The organism is Planktothrix sp. FACHB-1365 (genome assembly GCF_014697575.1).
GTDB lineage: Bacteria > Cyanobacteriota > Cyanobacteriia > Cyanobacteriales > Microcoleaceae > Planktothrix.
Genome location: NZ_JACJSC010000021.1, coordinates 88,308 through 111,223, shown reverse-complemented (window position 1 = coordinate 111,223; position 22,916 = coordinate 88,308). Strand labels below are relative to the sequence as shown.

At 39.6% G+C, this 22,916-nt stretch carries 22 protein-coding genes and 1 tRNA gene; 11 read left to right on the top strand and 12 right to left on the bottom strand.

Annotated elements, in window-relative coordinates; genetic code table 11:
• Both H6G57_RS20020 and H6G57_RS20015 read left to right on the top strand, forming a co-directional pair.
• Positions 1-517, top strand: a 517-nt coding sequence (locus H6G57_RS20020; RefSeq protein ID WP_190521677.1) for a hypothetical protein, incomplete at its 5' end; no start/stop codon positions are given.
• 533 nt (positions 518-1,050) lie between these two features.
• Positions 1,051-4,581: a plasmid replication protein, CyRepA1 family gene (locus tag H6G57_RS20015; RefSeq protein WP_190521675.1), complete on the top strand. Its 3,531-nt coding sequence runs from the start codon at positions 1,051-1,053 to the stop codon at positions 4,579-4,581.
• 9 nt (positions 4,582-4,590) lie between these two features.
• Here H6G57_RS20015 and H6G57_RS20010 read toward each other — a convergent pair whose 3' ends face one another.
• Together H6G57_RS20010 and H6G57_RS20005 are read right to left on the bottom strand one after the other, a co-directional pair.
• The gene (locus tag H6G57_RS20010) at positions 4,591-4,854 is read right to left on the bottom strand and encodes a hypothetical protein (protein ID WP_190521673.1); all 264 of its coding nucleotides are present in this window, start codon (positions 4,852-4,854) and stop codon (positions 4,591-4,593) included.
• 670 nt (positions 4,855-5,524) lie between these two features.
• Positions 5,525-5,598: transfer RNA gene (locus H6G57_RS20005), tRNA-Pro, on the bottom strand.
• Between the two features lie 90 nt (positions 5,599-5,688).
• Between H6G57_RS20005 and lipA the strand changes: the two genes are divergently transcribed.
• The 6 genes from lipA (at position 5,689) to H6G57_RS19975 (ending at position 9,900) form a co-directional block, all read left to right on the top strand.
• Complete coding sequence (gene lipA / locus H6G57_RS20000) at positions 5,689-6,558, top strand: lipoyl synthase (protein WP_190521671.1); 870 nt, start codon at positions 5,689-5,691, stop codon at positions 6,556-6,558.
• 100 nt (positions 6,559-6,658) lie between these two features.
• Entirely contained in the window at positions 6,659-6,838 is a 180-nt protein-coding gene (locus H6G57_RS19995; RefSeq protein WP_190521669.1) for a hypothetical protein, read from the top strand.
• Entirely contained in the window at positions 6,831-7,307 is a 477-nt protein-coding gene (locus tag H6G57_RS19990; RefSeq protein ID WP_190521667.1) for an N-acetyltransferase, read from the top strand. Before H6G57_RS19995 ends, H6G57_RS19990 begins: the two co-directional genes overlap by 8 nt.
• A gap of 8 nt (positions 7,308-7,315) precedes the next feature.
• Positions 7,316-8,545, top strand: a complete 1,230-nt coding sequence (locus H6G57_RS19985; protein ID WP_190521693.1) for an AAA family ATPase — start codon at positions 7,316-7,318, stop codon at positions 8,543-8,545.
• On the top strand, positions 8,542-9,147 hold the full coding sequence (locus H6G57_RS19980) for a hypothetical protein (protein ID WP_190521665.1): 606 nt from the start codon (positions 8,542-8,544) through the stop codon (positions 9,145-9,147). The genes H6G57_RS19985 and H6G57_RS19980 overlap by 4 nt, the downstream gene beginning before the upstream one ends.
• Positions 9,148-9,156: 9 nt before the next feature.
• Positions 9,157-9,900 (top strand): HEAT repeat domain-containing protein, encoded by a 744-nt coding sequence (locus tag H6G57_RS19975; protein WP_190521663.1) that lies wholly within the window; start codon positions 9,157-9,159, stop codon positions 9,898-9,900.
• A gap of 110 nt (positions 9,901-10,010) precedes the next feature.
• Here the strand turns inward: H6G57_RS19975 and H6G57_RS19970 are convergent, their stop codons facing one another.
• From H6G57_RS19970 to H6G57_RS19960, 3 genes are all read right to left on the bottom strand, one after another.
• Entirely contained in the window at positions 10,011-11,357 is a 1,347-nt protein-coding gene (locus H6G57_RS19970; protein WP_190521662.1) for a glycosyltransferase family 4 protein, read from the bottom strand.
• A 149-nt stretch (positions 11,358-11,506) separates the two neighbouring features.
• Complete coding sequence (locus H6G57_RS19965; protein WP_190521660.1) at positions 11,507-12,313, bottom strand: ABC transporter permease; 807 nt, start codon at positions 12,311-12,313, stop codon at positions 11,507-11,509.
• A 21-nt stretch (positions 12,314-12,334) separates the two neighbouring features.
• Positions 12,335-12,982 (bottom strand): ATP-binding cassette domain-containing protein, encoded by a 648-nt coding sequence (locus H6G57_RS19960; protein ID WP_190521658.1) that lies wholly within the window; start codon positions 12,980-12,982, stop codon positions 12,335-12,337.
• 119 nt (positions 12,983-13,101) lie between these two features.
• On the opposite strand from H6G57_RS19960, the gene H6G57_RS19955 reads away from it, so the two are divergent.
• Positions 13,102-13,422, top strand: coding sequence for a DUF433 domain-containing protein (locus H6G57_RS19955; RefSeq protein WP_072720147.1), 321 nt, complete (start codon positions 13,102-13,104; stop codon positions 13,420-13,422).
• Positions 13,423-13,572: 150 nt separating this feature from the next.
• Here the strand turns inward: H6G57_RS19955 and urtE are convergent, their stop codons facing one another.
• The 4 genes from urtE to H6G57_RS19935 form a co-directional block, all read right to left on the bottom strand.
• Positions 13,573-14,274 carry an urea ABC transporter ATP-binding subunit UrtE gene (gene urtE / locus H6G57_RS19950; RefSeq protein ID WP_190521691.1) on the bottom strand — a complete coding sequence of 234 codons (702 nt, stop codon included), beginning with the start codon at positions 14,272-14,274 and terminating at the stop codon, positions 13,573-13,575.
• A gap of 156 nt (positions 14,275-14,430) precedes the next feature.
• Positions 14,431-14,685: a hypothetical protein gene (locus tag H6G57_RS19945; protein WP_190521655.1), complete on the bottom strand. Its 255-nt coding sequence runs from the start codon at positions 14,683-14,685 to the stop codon at positions 14,431-14,433.
• Between the two features lie 196 nt (positions 14,686-14,881).
• Positions 14,882-15,109 carry a hypothetical protein gene (locus tag H6G57_RS19940; RefSeq protein WP_190521654.1) on the bottom strand — a complete coding sequence of 76 codons (228 nt, stop codon included), beginning with the start codon at positions 15,107-15,109 and terminating at the stop codon, positions 14,882-14,884.
• A 221-nt stretch (positions 15,110-15,330) separates the two neighbouring features.
• Positions 15,331-15,816 (bottom strand): hypothetical protein, encoded by a 486-nt coding sequence (locus H6G57_RS19935; RefSeq protein ID WP_190521652.1) that lies wholly within the window; start codon positions 15,814-15,816, stop codon positions 15,331-15,333.
• 104 nt (positions 15,817-15,920) lie between these two features.
• Here H6G57_RS19935 and aroA point away from each other — a divergent pair, with 104 nt between their 5' ends.
• Together aroA and H6G57_RS19925 are read left to right on the top strand one after the other, a co-directional pair.
• Positions 15,921-17,270 (top strand): 3-phosphoshikimate 1-carboxyvinyltransferase, encoded by a 1,350-nt coding sequence (gene aroA / locus H6G57_RS19930; RefSeq protein ID WP_190521650.1) that lies wholly within the window; start codon positions 15,921-15,923, stop codon positions 17,268-17,270.
• Between the two features lie 116 nt (positions 17,271-17,386).
• Entirely contained in the window at positions 17,387-18,694 is a 1,308-nt protein-coding gene (locus H6G57_RS19925) for a glycosyltransferase (protein ID WP_190521648.1), read from the top strand.
• A gap of 426 nt (positions 18,695-19,120) precedes the next feature.
• Here the strand turns inward: H6G57_RS19925 and H6G57_RS19920 are convergent, their stop codons facing one another.
• The 3 genes from H6G57_RS19920 to H6G57_RS19910 are packed head-to-tail and all read right to left on the bottom strand — an operon-like array spanning position 19,121 to position 22,895.
• Positions 19,121-20,188, bottom strand: coding sequence for a hypothetical protein (locus tag H6G57_RS19920; RefSeq protein ID WP_190521646.1), 1,068 nt, complete (start codon positions 20,186-20,188; stop codon positions 19,121-19,123).
• The gene (locus H6G57_RS19915; RefSeq protein ID WP_190521643.1) at positions 20,185-21,771 is read right to left on the bottom strand and encodes a hypothetical protein; all 1,587 of its coding nucleotides are present in this window, start codon (positions 21,769-21,771) and stop codon (positions 20,185-20,187) included. Before H6G57_RS19915 ends, H6G57_RS19920 begins: the two co-directional genes overlap by 4 nt.
• A gap of 26 nt (positions 21,772-21,797) precedes the next feature.
• Positions 21,798-22,895 carry a polyprenyl synthetase family protein gene (locus tag H6G57_RS19910; RefSeq protein WP_190521641.1) on the bottom strand — a complete coding sequence of 366 codons (1,098 nt, stop codon included), beginning with the start codon at positions 22,893-22,895 and terminating at the stop codon, positions 21,798-21,800.
• Positions 22,896-22,916: the final 21 nt, after the last annotated feature.

Sequence of the window (22,916 nt, the reverse complement as noted above, 5' to 3'; positions counted from 1 at the left end):
ATTCAGTTCTATTACTTACGCGATATTAGCGAGTAGTTCATCACTTTACCTAACAACTCAACTCGGTAAACTAAAACCCAAAATTGACGCAATCAATAAACGTGAACAAGCTGAATTTAAACACAGTCTAGCGAGTGATTTGTATTTAGCGCAAGGAACGAATACCGTGATCGCACAATATTTACTGGCTGATAGGAGTAGTTCACTGAGTTCAGAGCAAGCTGTTGAGAGTGAACTCCTGAACGATAGCGTTCATAGGGGTTCTAGCGAAAATGTAGACTCAGTTCAGAACAGTTCAGAACTCCTGAACAAGTCAGTTCAAACGGTTCAGAACAGTTCAAGCGACGAACTCTCACCTTTAGCTGTAGAACATTTTGAGGATGTACTGGATGCGTTAGAAGACGGGTTGAGTGATTCCCATATCATTAAAAACGTGATGGGATTTAAAAACTACCGTTACAAGGAAGGAAAAAACGTATTAAATGAAATTAAACGTTTTATTGATTTAGAGGATTAAACGTTTTTTACTAAAACCCGTTAATTAGTTTTTTACGATAATCAGTTAACGGGTTATTCCCTCAAAAAATACCGTAAATACCCGATGAATAATTTAAACCTGGTAACAGGTAGGGTTAATAAGACTGTACTAGGAAACCTTTAATGTTTCCGTTATCATTCCGTAAGTTTCCGTCCTGTACCGAAAGCAGAAATTAAAACGGAAACCCTAGGGTTTCCTGTTCAAAAATAAATATTTTTCTTGTTGAAATTTTCTCGATAGGTATGCTATTTTCAGAGAGTAGATTCTACAAACGCAAAAAGAGGCAACCCCGTTAAAGTTACCTCTCAGAATGTCCAATCAAAAACCGTAATCTGCCAAAGCTGCTAGTATCAGCACTATAAGTTAGTTTTGAATCTAGCGTTAAACGATAAAAAGTTAAAAATAAACAGTAAACACTAAAAGGAGTAACCCCCTATGGATTAACTATACTACATAGTAACAGAAGACGCAACCTATAAAAGCGTCTCAGACAGCCTCAAAACAAAAAAACTATGACCCGGCAAGGTCACAGTCTCAAAAAAACCTTATTTCAATTAATAAAAATGCAGTATAACACTGATTCCACTGGACGTGGAAGACTTAAGCCATCAAAAAAATCTAACCCGTGTCCTATCTGTAACAACATAACCGGACATTGCAAGTATATCCCCTTAAACGACATTATTTTTTGCCATAACTTTTATACTGATGTCAGTGGCTATAAATTCATCAAGAAGACGCGCGATAATCACTGGGGTATCTTTGTATCTGAAATAGATTACAATGCGACTCCTGACCCTGAGACTGTACTCTTAAGAGCGGAACGCGAGTTAGAACGGAAACGACTACGGGAGCAAAAACAAGCGTTAAGCTTAAGCGACTCAGAACGACACATAGAGCATACAAAGCTTATTGATCAGTTATCTCTAAATTTTGAGGATAACAACGACTTAAAGCGACGCGGTTTAACTGATGAGCAAATTAAAAAAGAACCGTTTAGAACTGTTAAGCAATGGCAGAAATTAGAAGAGGATGTCAATCCTAACCTTGCTGGCGTGAATGTTTCCGGTAAAGGTTTAGCTAATTTTCATGATGGGTTACTATGTTTCACTAAAAACCCTAAAGGTGAAATGACGGGTTATCAGATAAGAGTTTCAGACAGAACCGTTAATAGTAAATATGTTTGGGCAAGTTCAAAAGCTAACAACAACAGAAGCGTAGATGCAACGGTACATCTAAAAGAAACAGGGGAATTACCGTTAACCTGTGAATTTATCAATCCAGAAGATAAAGACTTAAGGCTGTGTGAAGGTATCCTTAAGCCTAAAGTTGCAGCATATCGTCATAACCAAAACTATTTAGGAGCATCAGGGGGAAACTTTACAGCTAGTCCTGAAACTTTTGCAAGTTACGTTAACGCTAAAAACCCTGAAAGAATTATCCTGTGTCCTGACAAGGGAAGCTTAAACAATCCACAAGTTTTAAACAACTGGAGAAAAACTAGAGACTTTTTAGTTAATTTAGGGTATGACGTATACGTTGAGATATGGGAAGACGCTCATAAATTTGATTGTGATGAGCGTCCAACTGATGCTCTAACTAAGATTGTCTCTTATACAGAATGGGATACTGACTACAAGATAACTGCTGACATCTCAGGCGAAAATAATAAAAAGTTTAATGAGTGGTTATCACAAAAACAATTCACTCCAAACATAACGATTAATCAAAAATATTTAACTGATTCAGGGTTAAACTTACCCATGAAAGAAGGTGATACCTATTTTCTTAAATCTGGGTTAGGAAGTGGTAAAACTACCTGGATAATTAACAAGCTAAAAGAATTACACCAATACAGAAAATTTGCACTCGGTAAAATCAATAACTTACTTTTTCAGTTTATCGCTAAAACTGACGGTGATTTCTGTCATTATCAAGAGCATGATGGATACATACTTAAAAAAGATGTTAATACTAATTTTGCGCTGTGTATTAACTCACTGATTCACTTTGATCCAGAAGACTTTGACAATTCTATTATCATCATAGATGAGTTTATGAGCGTCTTAAAACAGCTTTATAGTCCTTTTTTGGGGTCAAGACGAAACACTGTTATTAGATTATTTGAAGAAGCTATAAGGCGCGCTGCGATAGTGTTTTGCTTAGATGGGACACTGGCAAATAACGCGGTTGAATTCATTAAAGAACTTAGGGGTAAAGATAAAAAGTATTATTCAGTCTTGAATGAACATAAATCTAACTCTCTTGATATTACTATCTTGCAGACTACAGACACAAATAGCGGTAAGATTTTAATGAATGAAATGTCAGGAGTATTTAAACGGATATTAAGTCACGATAAACCCGTTTTTGTTACAGCCGCATCTCAAAAGAACTGCGAAACTTTAGATAGAATGGCTACAAGTAAAGGCAAAAAAGTAATAAGACTAGATAGTACAACATCTCCTGATGAGTGTATGAAAAGATTTTTGTCTAACCCTAGTGAGTATATTGAGCTAGAGAAACCAGACTTAGTAATAATTTCCCCTAGCGGCGGTGAGGGTTTAGATATCTCAATCAAAGGTTATTTTGAAGCCGGATATCATATCGGAAATTGTCTTGACGCTGATGCTAGTTATCAGATGACAGCAAGGCTTAGAGATCCCGGTGTACCGCGTTATCTATGGGTATCTCACAAAAGTTTTATTGTAGATAATAAAGATACAGAATCATGGCGTGACATAATGTTAGATTCATTTCACAATCTCCGTGATGATTTAGGTACTTTAAGCTGTGAAGACACTGTAAAAGCATATAAGGAGATGGTAGTTAATTATATAGGTTCTCCACACTCAACACTAGAACCTAAACTTAACTGGATATCAAAATTTGAGACAAATCACCTTAGAGACTGCTTAATTTTAATGCTACAGAAAGCAGGGCATAACGTTAAATTTGGAGAGATTAATAACTGCAAAGAAACTAAACAGGAAACCAAGGAAACTAAGGAAACTATTATTCAGGAGGAAATTACAGAAATATTTAATTCTGAAGATATACCTGATACAGTCGGTAAACGTTGGGAAAACAACAGTCAGGGGTTAACAAAAGAGCAACGCTGTCAACATAAAAAGTGGAAATATAAACGAATATTACCCGGTATAGCTGATACGCAACACTGGAATATTTTATTGATAGAGACGCTAGTTAAAAACCCTAAAATATTATCAGCTTTAACTTTAGGGCATTTCCTTAATAATTTTGAGAAAGCACGGCTAAACACTGAACAAAGGTTACTCAAACTTTTGGAGAAAGAGGATATTGTCTATCTGGATAGCAACCCTAGTTATTACCAGAAGGTTAACTTTTTACAAGAGATTAGATTTGTGGAATTGATAACTAAGGATAATGGGTTGATTAATCCAGATGATAAATTAATAGATTTTATTCATCAGGAATGCAAGAAACCAAAGGCTAGACGGCTAGGCTTCTCATCATCAGGCAATGACAAGGTAAAAACGATTAACAAACTACTAAAAGCTATCGGGTTGAGTTGGGGGCGTAAACAGTTGAGAGATAAGGGGGATGTTTTGACACGGTATCAGGTTCTACCGTTAAACGATTTAGAGCAAGCCCTAACAGATGCAATAGAGCGACGGATAGAGGAACAGTTAGAAAAATTAAACAACCCAGTAGAGGACTATGTGAAGTGGGAACGAGAGGACGTTGAGATAGGGGATACAGTGGACATGGCAGAGGATGAACCTGTCACAGATGTTTCTGATCATTTCTATAAGGAAGAATATAAAACATCTGTGACGGCTGAAAGTATTGCTGTAGGTACTGTTGTAGACTTAAAACTACCCGAAAATTATTACTTTGAAGACTCGCTCAAATTTGGAATGGCTGACGGTAGAACCTGGGTGATCACTGACGTTAAAACTCTACCCGACGGGAAAGTTTTAGTTATGCTTCAGTCTCCTGATGGTTCAAACCTGAAAACTAGCATCCCCTTACATTGGTTAAATTATGTGTTTAGTTAGGTTTTTGGGTTAACCCTTTGTCAGTATCTCTAGTACCTTTTTAATTTCCGCTTTGATGGCCCCCCCTTTGTTGGCAGGTAGGGTTAACGCTTGAGTTAGTGTCTCTATAACATTGTCTAAATCGGTAGAGTGATCGCCATCCCCCTTGTCCAATTTATGAGCATAGGTTAAGACATCATCTGCTATAGGTTCAGGTAGTCGGTATGGTTTCACTGGTTTATTGATCCATTTTGGTTGACTTAACCCTTGAGTATTAGGATTATAGTTAGCCATATAATTATTTACTGTTTAGTGTTAACTACTCTATCAGTGTAACACTGATTCAGTATAATAAGCTATTTAGTTTGTTTTTCTGTTTTGTGATTCCTATTTTCGTTAAACGAAAATCGTTAAACGAATTTTTTTATTACCTATCCTTTAGCATCTCAAACTTATCTGTAACTAAACCCGCCTTACCCTTACTGTGTAGCCATACCAAATACTCTATAGTTTCACTCATACCATTGCCATACTGACTTAGATACTCCCTTGTAGAGCGCGATAACGATAACGTAGTCCTTACCTTCTCATCATCTCCCGTATACCGTTTAATCCTACCCTTCTCTAAGTTGTCTAACTTATCCATAATTTTTACCGTTCGTCTAAAAGTTTGTGATACTTCCCATTGTATGTATAACGGGAAGATAACTTTTGAGTTTACGGATTGGGGGAAAATTTTTGACGATCATCAAAAAGTAAAGTTTGTTTCCAGATGTACATACAAAGGGAAGCAAATCTAAAAGTTAGCAGGCAAGGTAAGGGTAGAGGTGATATGAAGGGTTACTGTCAAACTTGTATCTATCTTGTATCCTTGAAGAGTACCTAACCAGATACAACACCGGGAAGTAACGCAAGTGGTAGCGCACCTCGTTCGGTATGAGGGGTTAACAGGTTTATTATCAAATCGGGATGACAGGATTTGAACCTGCGACCCCCTCGTCCCGAACGAGGTGCGCTACCAAGCTGCGCTACATCCCGGTGTCTTAACAAGACATTATTAGGTAGTATAACACATAAAATATCAGTTACGATCAATCAAGATGTAAGTTAATTAGGAAAAGGTAGCGCGTGGTTGTCAAGCCAGACTGGTTGCGAGTTAAGGCCCCTCAATGGGAGCGCGTTGGAAACGTTAAAGGAATTTTGCGGGATCTCGGCTTAAACACCGTTTGTGAAGAAGCCTCCTGTCCAAATATTGGAGAATGCTTCAACGCCGGAACGGCCACATTTTTAATTATGGGGCCAGCTTGTACCCGTGCCTGTCCCTACTGTGATATTGATTTTGAGAAAAAACCCCAACCCCTTGACTTGACTGAACCCGAACGATTAGCGGAAGCAGTACGACGCATGAACTTGAATCATGTGGTGATCACGTCTGTTAACCGGGATGACCTCAGCGATGGCGGTGCGTCTCAATTTGTCCGGTGTATTGAAGAAGTGCGTGCTGTATCTCCCCAAACCACCATTGAAGTGTTAATTCCTGATTTGTGTGGGAATTGGGACGCTTTGGAACTGATTTTACAAGCAAAGCCGGAAGTTCTCAACCATAATACCGAAACGATTAAACGGCTGTATCGTCGGGTTCGTCCTCAAGGAGATTATCAACGTAGTTTGGAATTATTAAAGCGATCGCGACAACTCACCCCAGAAGTTTATACCAAATCAGGAATTATGGTGGGACTGGGTGAAACCGATGTAGAAGTTCGAGAAACCATGCAGGACTTACGGACTGTTGATTGTGATATCTTAACCTTGGGTCAATACCTACAACCGAGTCCTAAACATTTGCCCCTAGTAGAGTTTATTCCGCCAGAACAATTTAAGGCTTGGCGAGAGTTTGGCGAGTCTATTGGGTTTCTGCAAGTTGTTGCGTCTCCCTTAACCCGCAGTTCCTACCATGCAGAACAAGTTCGAGGGTTAATGGAAGAATATCCGCGTTAGTTTAAGTTTCGATAATATTAGGTAGAGACGGAATATTTCACATCTCTACCTAAAAATCTCTTCTATACCGTTTATCTGTTTTCTCTGAGTTATCCTAAATATGGCTTTCTTTCGTCAATATATTGCCCCGTTGATTGTTGTTTTAATATTTCTCTTCGCTCTGTTTGTCGTCAGTGCGAGAATTTTCCTCCCAGAAGATATGATGGCTCCTGCACCCATCAGTACCATTCTAAGTTCTCCGATATTAACTCAATCTTCTGTTAATAATCCCCGTGTCTGAGGTTCTAATTCCGGGTTACAGTCTGCGCCAAGGGTCACGGTTGGATCGGGCGTTATTGCTTAAGTTTGTCTATCGTACCTATAAGGAACAGTTTCCTAACCAGGATTTAAGTCATCTGACCCAAACCGTTGAGCAGTATTTCTCCCCTCAAACCCCCTTATGGTGGGTAGAGCAATTACATCCTGATGGTTCAATCTCCTCACCTGTGGGGTGTTTGTGGTTAGGGAATGCCATTGATCAGGCAGATGGAGAACGCACAGCCCATATTTTTCTATTGTATGTGGCTCCAGAACACCGCAAACAGGGAATTGGTTCGGCGTTAGTGGTGCGGGGGGAAGAGTGGGCACTGCAACGAGGCGATCGCAAAATTAGCCTGCAAGTCTTCACCAACAACCAACCCGCCCTCAACCTCTATCAAAAACTCGGCTATCAACCTCAATCTTTGTTGATGCAGAAGATTCTATCGTGAGTTAAATGATGTTAAAAGAACTTCACCTTAAGCTAGTCGGGCCATCCCCTGAATTGGATGTAGAACTTTCCGATAGACTCAACATTTTTACAGGGGATAATGGGTTAGGCAAAACCTTTCTATTAGATATTGCTTGGTGGGTACTCACCGGAAGTTGGGCAGATCGACCTGCGTTTCCTCAACGGGAAAGGGAACAAATTCCAGAAATTACCTGCTATTTAAACAATCGCACAGAATCAAAACCCGATCGCAGTTATTTTGATTTCTCCACTCTCAAATGGGGGAGTTTTCAGATGTCTTACCAATTGAGAGGGTTAGTCATTTATGCCCATGCAAATGGCGGATTCTCCGTTTTAGATCCAGCCCGCAAACGCAAGAGGGTTTACAACTTTACCCCGAATAAACTTTGGGATGGATTGAGAACAAATGGAAAGGTTTTATGTAATGGTTTAATTCAAGATTGGGTGAGTTGGCAACAACAGCCCGATCAAACTACATTTAAACTCTTATCTGATGTCATTAGACAACTTTCTCCCCATCCAGGTGAATGGATAGAACCGGGAGAACCCACGCGGGTTTCTGTTGAAGACATTCGTGATATTCCGACAATCAATCTTCCTTACGGTAATGTTCCTATCATCTACGCATCAGCCGGGATGAAGCGTATTTTAGGGTTAGCTTATTTGCTAGTGTGGACGTGGTATGAACACACCCAAGCTTCTAAACTGCGAAACCAATCTCCTCTCGATCAAATCGTTTTGTTAATGGATGAAGTTGAATCTCATCTCCACCCCCGGTGGCAACGTGCAATTTTACCCGCCATTCTCAAAGTTTTAACCGGGTTACAGGAACAGACCAAAATACAGGCTTTAGTCACCACTCATTCTCCTCTGGTTCTGGCATCTGTAGAACCTATTTTTGATGAAGAAACAGACAGACTATTTCTATTTCAATTAGAGTCACAAGAAGTCACTCTTCATGAAATTCCCTGGTGTAAACAAGGAGATACAATTGGTTGGTTAACTTCTGATATATTTGGTTTAAAGCAAGCTCGTTCTATAGAAGCTGAAAAAGCGATCGAAGCAGCCGAAGCCTGGATGCGTCGTGATAATATGAATGCTTTTCCAGATTATCTACAAACCTCAGAACAAATTCATCAACAACTGATGCAACTTCTCCCTGGACATGACCCCTTCTGGCCGCGTTGGATTATTAAAATGGAGGCGAGTCAAGGATGATTAAATTTAACTCTCTTCCTAAACCCCCAGATTTTGATGAACAAGTTCGGAAACCTGGAGAGAGTTGGTTAGCCAAAAATCCAGATAAAAAAAGACCGAAAGATTACTGGACACCTTTCAAGCATCATTTAGCGGATGGTTTTAGCAATCTTTGTGGCTATTCAGTCATGTACGAACCTGTTGGCACAGTAGATCATTATTTGTGTTGTGATAATTACCCTGATTTGGCTTATGAATGGAGCAATTACCGCTATGCTTCAGGTTGGATTAATAGCAGCAACCAAACCTTAGATGATCAAGTGCTTGATCCTTTTCAAGTTAGAGATGATTGGTTTGAAATTATTCTTCCTTCTCTTCAGTTAGTGTTAACAAATCAAGTTCCTCCAGAAGAACTCGAACGAGCAGCATTTACCCTAGAACGTTTGCACTTGCGGGACGATGAACGAGTGATCCGTCAACGGCGTGAGTGGTATCGTTGCTATTTAGCGGGTGAAATTACACTCGAAGGACTGGAAAAGAAAGCGCCTCTCATTGCCCGTGCTGTTAGAAAACAGCCAACTTCTAATGACTCAATCAACATCAACGGTGACAACTTGTTGTAAATTAATGATATGGAGGATGAAGAACTGAGCGTAATCAATACCCAAGACCCGTTAGAGAGTCCTTTGGATCAGTTGGATGATGGCGAAGTGGCCAAACCTGATCCAGAGGAAATGTTGCTGTTGTTAAGATCACCGGAATCCCAAGGGCGGATGATCGCAGCACGGGCATTTTGCGAAATTCAGGACGGGCGTGCTATTCCTGATTTGATTGGTTTATTACAGGATGCTTGCCCCCTCGTGCGGGTGAGTGTCGCCTATGCTTTAGGGCGCAACTCTAATTCTCAAGCCGTTGAAGCTTTAATTGAACAACTCAACCGCGACTGGAATGGTTATGTCCGTAAAGGCATTGTTTGGGCCTTGGGAACCTGTGGCGATCGCAGAGCCTTAGAACCCTTACTAGATGCCCTAAAAACTGATATTCCGGCGGTACGCTTGTGGGCGGCGAGTTCTCTTGGTCAAATGGCGAAAGTCGGTTATGAGATTGTGATCCGAGCTATTCCCCCCATGATTGAAGCGATGCGTCAAGACCCCATCGCGGCGGTTAGAAGTAATTGTGCTTGGGCGTTAGGACAATTATGTCGAGAACTGCCTTCCAATGTTGTTTATGCTGTGGCGATTGATGCCTTAATTGAAGCGTTGGAAGAAGATGCAGATATGGGGGTTAAAGATGATGCTAAATCCTCTTTATTAAGAGTCGGTGATCCGCGAGGATTACAAATTATTGAAGACTTAGAAATGGACGGTTTATTATAGTTTGTCTTGGGGATGAAGTTGTTTTATCTAAAAATAAAGAGGAATTTGAGGTGATGCCTATGGCACTTAAATTATCTCAAATTCCTAATATTTATTTGACAAGGCATTTCTTAAGTCACTGAAGAAATTTTAGGTCTGTATGTAGGTTTTAATGGGGTGATCTCCTCAGTGACAGCACCATAATCATGAAGGGTTTCTTGGAATATTTCTAAAATCCGATCGCATTTTGCATCCCAATCAAAATAATGCTGTTTCACCCGTTTTATTCCGGCTTGACCCATTTGAAACCGCAATTCGGGGGAGTTGGCTAACCGCAGCATCCCATCGGCTAACCCTTGAATAAACCCGGCTTTAGAACAGGGGTCTACGAGAATTCCACAACTGGAGTCTACTGTTTTAGCTGGCCCAGCCCAATTGGCAACCACGACGGGTAACGCAGATGCCATCGCTTCTAATACGACATTTCCTCCCGCTTCTCGTACCGCAGGCAATACAAAAATATCACACTCACGGATAAAAGTAGCCATCTGTTCCCGTTTCATCCAACCGTGAAAATGAACCTTATTTTGAAGGTTTAATTGTTCGACTTGGGCTTGTAATTGAGGTCGTAATATTCCATCTCCAACCAATTCTAAAACAGCAGGAGTTTGTTCGGATACAATTTTAAAAGCTTCGAGTAAAAATTGTACTCCTTTCCAGTCTACAAATCGTCCGATATAAATAAAGCGAATGGGTTGATTTGAATCAGGCTGAGTATAGGTTTTGGGTTTCCAAATCTCTAAATCGACTCCACATTCAATGACTTCATAAATTTTGCCTTTGCAACCTTTTGGTAAAGCCGCTTTAGTTTGGGAATTGGCGACAATGATAGTATCAGCTTTTAGTTTTCCTGGCAATAATTGATGAATAAACTCAGAATACTTTTTGATCAACTCAACGGTTGTCCGGGTTTTTGACCCATCCATGTATTGAAAGGCTGGAGGAAAATCTAACCCTCCTGATAATGGCCCAATCACAACAGGTACACCTAAATCGTACAAGCAACTAATGCCTTTTGGGGTAATCGGAGAGGGTTCAAATACAAGGTTAATGTTGTGTTCTTGAATGATTTGCTTGGCTAGTTTTCTAGCTCGAAGTTGAGTATTCAGGCGGATCAATTGTTCTATCATTCCCACTTGAATACGAGGAGGTAACTGTTGAGTTATTTTCCAAAGATTACTTTGCAAAGGACTATCTTCAATAAATCGGATTCTTTTAAACTCTGCTTCTGTCAACTCCTCCTGAAGTTCTTCGCGAACTCGTGCATGACAAATAATATGCACATCAACATTCCGTTCCTGAAAAAGTTGCAAATAATACAGATTTTTTCCGGCTTCACCACCCATTTTCCGCGATATATTATCTGCGACCAGCAAAAGGCGTAATTGATTTAAGTCGCGGGTTTTGAGGGTATTCATAATGATTCCTAAGATAGGGTTGCAAGGTTTTACAAAATGTAAAAACTTTCATTATATCTAATAATAGATAAAGCTATTTTCCCTCTATCATTGGATATAAATGAGAAAATAATTCAATACAATAAATCTATCTAAAGGCATAGATTGAATCAGTAAATGTCTTGCTTGATTAAGCGATCTAAACAAATTTGATGAGAAGAATTTAGCAGAGAAAGCCATGCTAATAACACAACTCCCAAGGTTCCTAATGCTGTTGCTGAGGCGATCGCAAAGATAATAATAATCTGATATCGTACTGCATCTAATGGACTTGCTCCTGCTAAAATTTGCCCCGTCATCATACCCGGTAAACTGACAATTCCCATTACCATCATTGAATTAATCATCGGGATCATTCCAGTTCTAACCGCCGCTTGAACTTCTTCATGGGTTGCTTCCCAACGAGTTGCGCCTAATGCTAATAAAGTTTCAATTTTTTGACGTTGATTAACTAAAGATTCCATGAATCGATCTAATCCTAAAGAAATTCCTGTCAAGGTATTTCCTAATACCATTCCTAAGAGGGGAATAAAGTATTGCGGATCATACCAAGGTTGAACTTGAATAATGCCAAAGGTTGTTAAATTAGTAATCAAAAATGAGGAAATAAAAACCGATAATAAACTTCGCCAATAAATTCCGGCAAATCTACGAGAGGTACGATTTACACTGGAAATTCCGGCGATAGTGGTCATCACCATTGCTAAGACAATAATCGGGACAGGATGGGATAAGGTAAACAACCAATTTAAGACATATCCAATTAATAATAACTGCACCACCATTCGCACACTAGCAATCACTAAGGTTCGCGCTAGACCTAATCGCAGTCCTAACGATAGGACAATATTAATCAGAATAAATAAAACCGATAAGGCTAATTGTTCTAAACTAATTGGAATATAAGAACTAGACATTTTTAGGTAAATTTGATATAATTAATGGGCAGGAAATAATTCTTGTTGAACTTGAGTTACTCGATGCAATTGTTTAGAATCATGGCTTGTCCAAATACAAGCGCGTTCAGGGTTTTCAGTTAACCAGCGTTGAATTAAGGACTCGACTTGTTCAGTTGTTCTGGGGTCTAAAGATGCCGTTGGTTCATCTAATAATAACACTAACGGATCAAGTTGTAAGGCGCGAATTAAAGCAACCAGTTGAGTTTCACCCCCCGACAAATTTTGAGCAGATTGTTGGAGAAAATTAGGCGATCGCCCGATATCTAAAAGCCAATTATCTACCCGTTGATAATTATAAGATTTTTGTCGATGAACGGATAGGGTATAAACGCTTTTTAAGTTGGTTTCGACAGTTCCTTCTAATAGAATAGGACGTTGATGCAGATAAATCACAAAAGAACGATATTCAGGCATATAACATTGGTTTAAAGGGCGATTTCCCAGTTTAATTTCACCTTCATCAACAGGATCTAACCCCGCTAATGTCCTTAATAAGAGTGTTTTTCCGGTTCCTGTCGCCCCGACTAAACCTAAAGAAACGCCAGGGGATAAAGCCAAATTAACCCCTCGCCAAACCCATCGAGAGTTAATTTTACGACCGAGGTTGATTGCTGATAATTGACTCATGTTCTGTAACTACAAATTAAACAGATATTTATGGAAAAACCCAGACTAAAACGGGAATTTGGAAAGCTAGATGTTAAACTCTTAACTAGATCCACCCTAATTATAAAGGAGGCAGTAACATGACTCTAAAAGACTTAGAACCTCAACTGCTGGCCTTAAGTCTAGCGGAAAAAGCACAGGCTATTCAATTGCTAGTCCAAAGTTTAAGTAATGTTTGGCAAGGAATTGAAAAAACTCCTGGGGTGTGCGGTGGGGATGCTAGAATTGCTAACACTCGTATCCCTGTTTGGTCATTGATCAATTATCGCCGAAATGGTGCTTCTGATGCTCGAATCTTACAAGATTTTCCTCATTTGAAAGCAGAAAATTTAGTCAATGCTTGGATTTATGCTGATACTCATCCAGAAGAAATTGAGGCAGCTATCCGCAGAAATAATTAACAACAATAAACATAATCCCTCTTCTGTAACTTTTGGGAAATTAAACAAATTTTAAGGATTATAGTAGGGGCGAGGCGCGCCTCGCCCCTACGAGGAATTAGATTTTAAGTCTGATGTACAACTGATTTAGACTTGCTATATAGTCAACATTTACACAGCTAAAAATTGCTGAATCACTTCTTGACTTAAATCTTTTGTAGCACCCGAAGCGACAATTCCGCCTTTTTGCATGGCATAATAACGGTCAGCTTGGCGGACAAAATGTAAGTGTTGTTCCACTAATAAAACCGAAATTCCCGTTGTTTCGATAATATGTCGAACTGCGGCTTCAATTTCTAAAATAATCGAGGGTTGAATCCCTTCAGTGGGTTCATCTAACACTAATAATTGGGGTCTTCCCATTAACGCCCTTGCAATGGCTAACTGTTGTTGTTGTCCGCCGCTTAAATCTCCTCCCATCCGAGATAACATGGTTTTTAAAACGGGAAATAACTCAAAAATTTCTTCTGGAATTTCAGGTTTTCCTTTTCGTCCTTCGGGTAATGCTTCTAACCCTAATAATAGATTTTCTTTCACCGTGACACGGGGAATCACTTCCCGCCCTTGGGGAACATAACCAATCCCTAATCTAGCCCGTTTATCCGTTGAAACTTTATTCAGGGGTTTACCTTGAAAATAAATCTCCCCTGTTTTAGGTTTGAGTAACCCCATAATACTTTTTAAAAGGGTGGTTTTGCCCACACCATTCCGTCCAATTAAACACACCATTTCTCCAGGTGCAACGCTTAAATCCACATCGCGTAAAATATGGCTTTCCCCATAATAAACATTGACTCCAGACACCTGTAACATCAGATTAGGGGGTGCAATAGATTCCATCACCGCCCCTTGTGTTCCTCCGATCATTTGGAAATTCTCCTGATTGATTAAACTTAAAACTTTATCTAACGATGAATTGGATTTTAATACATTTAGACAACGGATTGAGACTGACTATCACTTAATTTCTCACGGTTGCGGATTCACTCTCACCCCCTCACACAAACATCTGTCCTCTTCACTGACACTTGAACTATTCTCCAGATAATCCTTCATCCACTCACAAGCCGATACCATTAATTGATCTAAATCAAAAGACCACAACTTGATAGTGTTGTCATCACTCCCAGAAGCGATGGTTTGGGTGTCGGGACTCCAACTCACACTGAATAATTCACTGGCAGAAGTAGATGAAAAAACTTGAAAGTTATTATATCGGATCATCCCCAATACTCAGAAGTTGAGTCCGTTATTTTTCTGGCAAATTAAGCTTTAAACAGAGAATTAATAAGCGGAGAATCTGATCGCTTCATCCGTCTAGCCTACTGAATCAAGCCCTCATTCAATAGCTTACCTAGAGGGTTGGAAAACCCAACCCCTACAATCAAATATTACAACCTATTGGGAAATGCTATATCGACTAAGAAGCCTCTAGTATTAACATTTTTTTGTCATACCAACTCTCTAATATAGCTAAGTGTTTAATATAATCATCATAGACTTGACGAAGTTGATTCCTACTATTATCTTCAGAAGATTGAGATTTTTTGCCTTTTGAATTACCAGGGTTATTTAACTCATCAAACTTTTTGCCTGACTCTTCAATAATAATATCTTTAATGGCTTCCCATAGTTTTTCATCAACCAAGTAATATGGCAAATCTTGATGTATTTGTAGAATAATGAGGAAAAAGAAAATAATTAATATTTGAAAATTTGACCAACTTTAGCTGAAGTAAAACTAATATGAAATTCCGAAAAGAATGCTACAAATCCCCCCCTGTAGAGACGTTGCATGCAACGTCTCTACAGGGGACTCGTTCTCCAGCATCCGAAACCTGACACCCGAAACCCGAAACCCGAAACCCCCTAATGATGAATTTCTAAACTTAAAACATAACGACCCATTTGTACATTTTCTGACCAAAGTTCGTATTCTAAACGCATATATTCCGGTAGAGGATGCCCGACTAACTCTAACTGACGGGTAAAATTCCGCAGACGAAGTTGACTTGCCATTGCTTGTAAATCCGTTTGTAGATAATATCGACTTAAGCCATACATTCCCTGTTGCCAGAGGTGACGATAACTGTATTTTCCCTGACCCTGCATGGTCATAACAGCCCGATAGGGAGAAACCTCTAACCACAATAGACGGGGTTTTTGGGCCGGAAGAATCCTCTTTGGCGGAAAAGAATCAGACTCCCATTCCGCTAATGCAGGTTCATGTAACAATAAATGAAACTGGTCTCGATCCTTTTGATACAGGGTTGCCGATCCTTCCACTAAAGAACGAATAGGCAAGTCTATCGATACTAACGACAGACTCACGGGCACACGATAGTGTGTTAACATAAGTCATCTCATATAGGATAAAATTCTCGATGTTTCTAATTGGGTTAGAGTCGAGAAAGCGGTAGGATAACTAAGGCAATCCTTACCTTATCTCAAATCATAAAATGCAAGGGACTATCGTAACAACTGAAAATACAGAAACTGAGCAAATATTAACAATACAACCCCCAAAATCGGGCTTATCGTTACAAGGACGAATTCGCATTCCTGGGGATAAGTCCATTTCCCATCGAGCCTTAATGTTAGGGGCGTTAGCAAAGGGTGTCACCACCATTGAAGGCTTATTGTTAGGAGCAGACCCCCGCAGTACCGCCCAATGTTTTACTTGCTTAGGGGCGGAAATTTCGGAGTTAAATTCAGAACGGGTAGAAGTCAAAGGTATTGGACTGGGTAATCTTCAAGAACCCACTGAAGTTTTAGATGCGGGAAATTCCGGTACAACCCTACGGTTAATGTTAGGAATTCTCGCTTCCCACCCTGGAAAATTTTTTACTGTTACCGGGGATAGTTCCTTAGTTCGTCGTCCCATGTCCCGTGTTACCAAACCCTTACAACAAATGGGAGCTAATATTTGGGGTCGTCAAGGGGGGTCTTACGCACCTTTAGCGGTTCAAGGTCAAGCTTTACGTCCCATTCATTATTTTTCCCCCATTGCTTCGGCGCAGGTGAAATCCTGTATTCTATTAGCTGCGTTAATGACGGAAGGAGAAACAATAGTAACAGAACCCGCTCTTTCACGGGATCATAGTGAACGAATGTTAAGAGCTTTTGGGGCTAATTTAACCGTTGAACCTGATACTTTTAGTGTAATTGTTAATGGGCCAGCAGAACTGCACGGTCAGCACGTTGTCGTTCCGGGGGATATTAGTTCGGCGGCGTTTTGGTTAGTGGCGGCGGCAATTGTTCCAGGGTCAGAATTAGTAGTAGAAAATGTTGGAGTCAACCCCACTCGCACAGGAATATTAGAAGCCTTAGAAAAAATGGGGGCGAATTTAGAATTAGAAAATCAACGGGTTGTGGCGGGGGAACCTGTGGCGGATATTCGAGTTAAATATAGTACGTTAAAAGCTTGTGAAATTGGCGGGGATATTATTCCTAGATTAATTGATGAAATCCCGATTTTAGCGGTGGCTGCGGCATTTGCAGAAGGGAAAACGATTATTAAAGATGCAGAAGAATTACGGGTAAAAGAAAGCGATCGCATTACCGTAATGGCAACTCAAATGAGCCAACTGGGGGCGAAGATTACTGAACGTTCCGACGGCTTAGAAATTACCGGAGGTTTCCCGTTAACGGGAACAGAAGTTGATAGCGATACGGATCATCGAATTGCCATGAGTTTAGCGATCGCTGGTTTAACGGCTCAAGGAAAAACCACCATTCACCGAGCAGAAGCAGCCGGAATTTCTTATCCGAATTTTGTCGCAACCTTAAGCCAAATTTGTACCGTTTAAAATTAATCGTTTCAGGACTTGAGAAACCGGGTTTCTAGTTGTTATCTAAGAGATTATGATTCAGAAACTCGGCTTCTGAGTGCGATTAAAAATCAGATATTTATAACTGTAATCTAATGGACAGACGATTAAAACATCAAACTTCCAACGGTTCAGGAAAAACAATTGTTTTAGCAACCTTTGGGTCTTTGGGGGATTTATATCCCTATATGGCACTGGCTCAAGAATTGCAAAATCGAGGGTATTCCGCCCGCATTGCCACCTGTGAACAATATCAAAAAACCATTGAAACAGCCGGAATAGAGTTTTGTCTCCTCAGACCCAATGGTTTGCCCCAAGAGCCCGGAGAGATAGAATTTTTATCGATGATGATGGACTCCCAACGGGGGATGGAATACATTATCAATTATTTATTAATGCCCTATTTACGCACCAGTTATTCTGACTTAATCAATGCAGTACAAGGAGCAGATTTACTCTTAACCCATCCCTTAACATTAGTCGCCTCTTTAGTTGCTGAAAAAACAGGAATTCCCTGGGTTTCTACAATTTTATCTCCCAGTGTTTTGATGTCTGCCTATGATGTCCCCCCGGAAAAAAGCACTCAATCTTGCTATGAAAAAGCAATGGCCGTAGTGGCTAGGGATTCTTTGCTGCGTCTGTTTCGCTGCAATATGCGACTTTGGAGTGCGCCTTTGGAACAATTACAAGCAGAATTAGGGTTAGAAGCCAGATTTGATCCTTTGTTTGAAGGACAATTTGCACCTCTGGTGTTGGGTTTATTTTCCCAAACCTTTGCCAGTGTCCAACCTGATTGGCCCCCACAAACCCAAATTACGGGTTTTCCCTTTTACCGTCAAAATTCTGAGTCGGGGTTATCCCCAGAACTCCAAGAGTTTTTGCACGCTGGGCCACCTCCGATTATATTTACCTTGGGGTCAACGGCTGTTTTAACTCCAGGGAATTTTTATGAACAGGGGATGATAGCCGCCCAAAAGTTAGGATATCGGGCTGTTTTGATGATGGGAAAAGCGGCACACCAATTGAACGCCTTGGGTTTACCCCCAGGAGTCATCGCCATTGACTACTCACCCCATGCCGATATTTTTCCATTCGCCGCGGCTATTGTCCATCATGGGGGTATGGGAACAACGGCGGAAGCCTTACGAGCAGGGCATCCGATGTTAGTCATTCCTTATCATTATGATCAACCCGACAATGCAACGCGAGTTGTACAAATGGGGGTTGGGCGAACATTAGACCGCCATCTTTATCAAGCGTCTACGGTTTTAGCAGAACTGAAAATGTTATTAGGTGATCCAAGTTATGCTACCCGTGTGGCTGAAGTCAGCAACTATATCCAAGTTGAACAGGGAAACTGCAAAGCCGTTGATGTCCTGGAAACCTATTTTAATTCGCGTTAATAGGTGTCGGGCGTGTGGAACAGGCATCTTGCCTGTTCAATTGGGTGTTAGGGGAATAGATTTGAGAAATCAACAATATTATTGTTATATTCCATCCTTAAATGTATGCTGCACATCTCCCCCCTTTTTAAGCCAGGGCTGTTTCATTTTCTCCCAAAATTTGTATGACCTCTCCCCCTAACCCCCTCTCCTGCAAGGAGAGGGGGACTAATTATTACTATTAAACATCAAAAATTATTAATTACTCCCCCTTCCCTAATAGGGAAGGGGGTTGGGGGGTTAGGTCACAGAGGTTTTTGAGAGAAAATGAAAACCACCTGCTTTTTAAGGGGAGTTGGGGGGATCATCTGTAGCGTTCATAATGGGATTTCATATTAGCTAGAACCAGACACCCGATTTAACAGGCAAGATGCCTGTTCCACACGTTTACTGCACATATTCTGCATAAACAAATCCTTGACCTATTAATTGGGTTTCGTTAATTTTTAGGCGGGTTTCAACGGGCCCTGAGAGTTCTTCAATAAAAGTATATTGACGGGATTGATTATCAGGAACAATCAATTCTAGGGTAGCATCAAAGTTAAGATTTAAAAACAAATGATCCTGTTCATCTTCAGCTTCAATTTTTAAACTTTGGGGCATTTTTAAGACGCGATCGCTAAATAAAGATGCCATAACTCCGGGTAAACGTAAAGGTTGATAGGGAACCGTTGACCACTGCCAATTTAGGCGTAATGTTTCCCCTAAAAAGATTTTACTTAACTGATGATTTTGATAAATAAAAATATAAGGTAAACCGCCTTGAGTATGGGTTTTATTTGTTCTCCAGTCTAAGATTAGGGTTAGGGGAATTTTAGTTTCGGTTTGGGCAAAAATTACAAACCATTCCCAACCGATATCTTCCCCCCAACGAAAACGGCCAAAATTGCGATCGTGATAACACAACCAATCAGAATTTAAGTTAAATTGAGTTTCACAAATGTTGAATTTGCCTAAAACTTCTAAGCCAGGAATTAACCCCCAACCGATAAAACCACTGCCAAATTTAGCATCTTCGGTCACTAATAAAGGAGTGGCTTTAACTTGGGTTTGAAACTCAATAGAAAGTTGCGATCGCTTGTCCTGAACTTGAATTTTTGATTGTTCTCCCTGAATTTGTAAATGAACTCCTTTTGCTTGAATTTCTAAGGGTTGAGAACAAACATCATTAGCTTTCCAAGGAATAGCAACAGTCGTAGCAAAGGTCGCTATTAAATCCTTTGTTTGTAGGGAAGGGGGTAATAAAGCATTGGGACTATTAATAATCAAACTGACTTGAATTTCTCCCCGTTGGGGTCTACCCATAAGGGTGATATTCACTAGAATTCGCATCCCGGTTTCAGGATGAATCAGAATATAATGATACCAATCTTTCCAATCTAAAGGAGATTCTGGATTATCTAAAGGAATTCGCAAAGATTCAATCTGGTTAATCAATGAAAGATCTAAAGTCATCGTTGTAAAGATAGATTAGAATTAAGAATATCTTCTGAGGGAGTTTTAACAATTGTTGGTTGTGGGGAAATAATAGGCGATATCTCGGCTAAAGTCTGAATAAATGCTGAAATTCTAGGTGAGATTAAAGCCAATCCTAGAATCAGATCAAGGAACCATTTTTCAACATCCATTCCATTGTTTTGAATTAAGGTTTCTGTTAAGGTATGATAATTCACAAGATTGGGTAATGGCTGAGAATTTAAACTCCATAACCATTTTTCCCAAAAATAAAGTAATCCTTGGGTTTCTAAGGTTCCTCCGGTATCAGTATGAAAGGCTGATGCTGCTTGATGGGTGACGATTAACCATCGGGGAAATTGTGCAGAAGCTAAAGCCAGAATCCCATTTTTGAAAAATCGGGTACGTTGCAGTTTAGAACTCAATTCTATTCCCAGTTTTTCCGTTGAATACTGATTTCCTTGAGCAGCAATCATGAAAAGCAATTCTACCACCAGCCAACGAGCAGGTAAGATATCAAAACTTGATAATCCTGTGATTAAAGTGATATCTTTTTCGGGTGTAATTATGGGGGTTTCCTGATTATTTTTCGGGTTAATAAACGGCAATAAACCTAGCCCAAAAGCTGGATTTTTTGGCGGTTTTGAAGTTTGAGAAATCAAGGTTTCTAATTGCTCAGAAAAAGACGGATTAATTTGTTTTAAGCCTAAAATAATATTAGAAAACCAGCGTTCTGTTTGGTTGTTTTGTTGAGAAATCCAAGGGGAAGGGAACAGGGGAGACATTAAAATAGTTTCTGGATTTTTTTCATGTTCTAAATCGGTTGATCCTAAACTGTATAACCACTGTTCCCAAAGTTCTAATACAAATTTTTGACCTAAATAGGTTTGAATTGTAGATAAAGTGATCAGCATCCATTGAGGAATACCGCCCGAATTAAATGCTGTTACACCTTGTTGAAAAAAGACTGTTTTTTCAAGATCTTGAAGGGTTTTATTTCCTGGTTTGGTTTGAGAATAATCATCTCCAATGATTGCTAAAAGAGTTAAGATTTCAACGATTAACCAACGAGAAGGGATTGTATCTAAATCCATTAATCTTGATGTAAATTTCCCCATTATACTTGTTTTTTGAGGGGAAAGATGAGTTGAGGGTAGAAGATTTTGATCAGAAAAAGGAAAAATCACTTTGAGAGACTTTTCAATTGAGTTAGCTGGTGAGCGGGTTTCAGAACTAGGTTGAGGGGATACCAAAGTAATTAGAATTGGAATCGCTTCTGCTTCTATCCCTGGAAATCTTAACCCGATTTTCACCGAATTTTGATCAGCAATAGTTTCTGGAATTTGGAAGGTTAAAATTAGATTTTCCGCTTTTTTGGGCAATAAATAAAGATAGGCTGGATTGACTTGATAATGGCACGATACAACTTGTTGGCTATCGGTGAATCCATCTTCTAAAATTGGACGAATTAATAAGGTTTCTGAGCGTTCATTACAACAAGATAACTTCAGGATCACGGTTAATCCTGGTTGACCTTCAATTAAAATCGGGAAATCGGAAGTGGGTTTTAAATCTAAATTCATTATGATAATATCCTCTTTTTAGTAAATTATAAATTGCGATAAATTACATAATTAATCAATTCTTTTAAAAATCGTCGGTCATGATATTCGGAAATAAATTTTTCCTCTGAACGTAAGGGGGTTTCAGCCTCCAGGAAATCAAGAGTTTCAAATAGTTCTGCGGATTGTTTTGCATAAGAACGAGCTAAACACCAACCATGATCTATACTGCCATACTTTTGCATTAATTTCAAAATAGATTCAATTTGATCAGAAGTTTTATCTTCTCTGGGAGTTGCTAATATTTTAAGAATTTCTTTGGATTCTCCGGGATTACTATGACTAATAACATGATTTAACATCACTGTTCGTTTTCCCTCATAAATATCTCCCCCAATTTCTTTTCCATAGGCTTCCATTTCTCCAATTAAATTTAACAGATCATCTTGAATTTGAAAAGCAATTCCTAGGAGCATTCCAAATCGAGTTAAATCGGCTAAAGGCTTGACTAATGCGCTGGCGTTAGCATTAGGATTTCCGACAATAAACCCAATCCGGCAAGGGGTCATAAACGAGTACCAACAGGTTTTTTTAACGCACATGGTAAAATAATCTTGATCTGTTAAATTGGCAGTATTATCAGCTACCCAATCTAACTCCATTGCCTGTCCTTCAACGGATTGTTGTGCCATCACTTCAATTTCATGAAGAATATTTAAGGTTTTTGTAACTCCCAAGGATGATAAATTTTCTAATAATAAACCCACCGCTAAAACATTGGTTGCATCTCCAACATTAATCGCACGAGGAATTCCAATTTTAGAATGTAATGTTTCTTTTCCTCGTCGAGATTCGGAGCCATCTTCAATATCATCATGAATCAAAAAAGCATTATGATAAAGTTCTAAGGCGGCAGCCGTTGCTAAGGCAGATTGTCCTATTCCTCCAACGGCACGAGCGACACTAATACAAATTGTGGGTCTGAGCATTTTTCCCACTCGAAAGGGATAGTCGGTTAATAAATCATATAAAGGCTCATAAGCACCTGTACCTTGACGTTTGCTATTGACAAACTCTTGAATTTTACTGACAATAGCAGAACGGGAATTTTGTAAGGCTTCATTAATAATCGTTTTATCAAACATGGGTTCTTACTCACTCGTTGC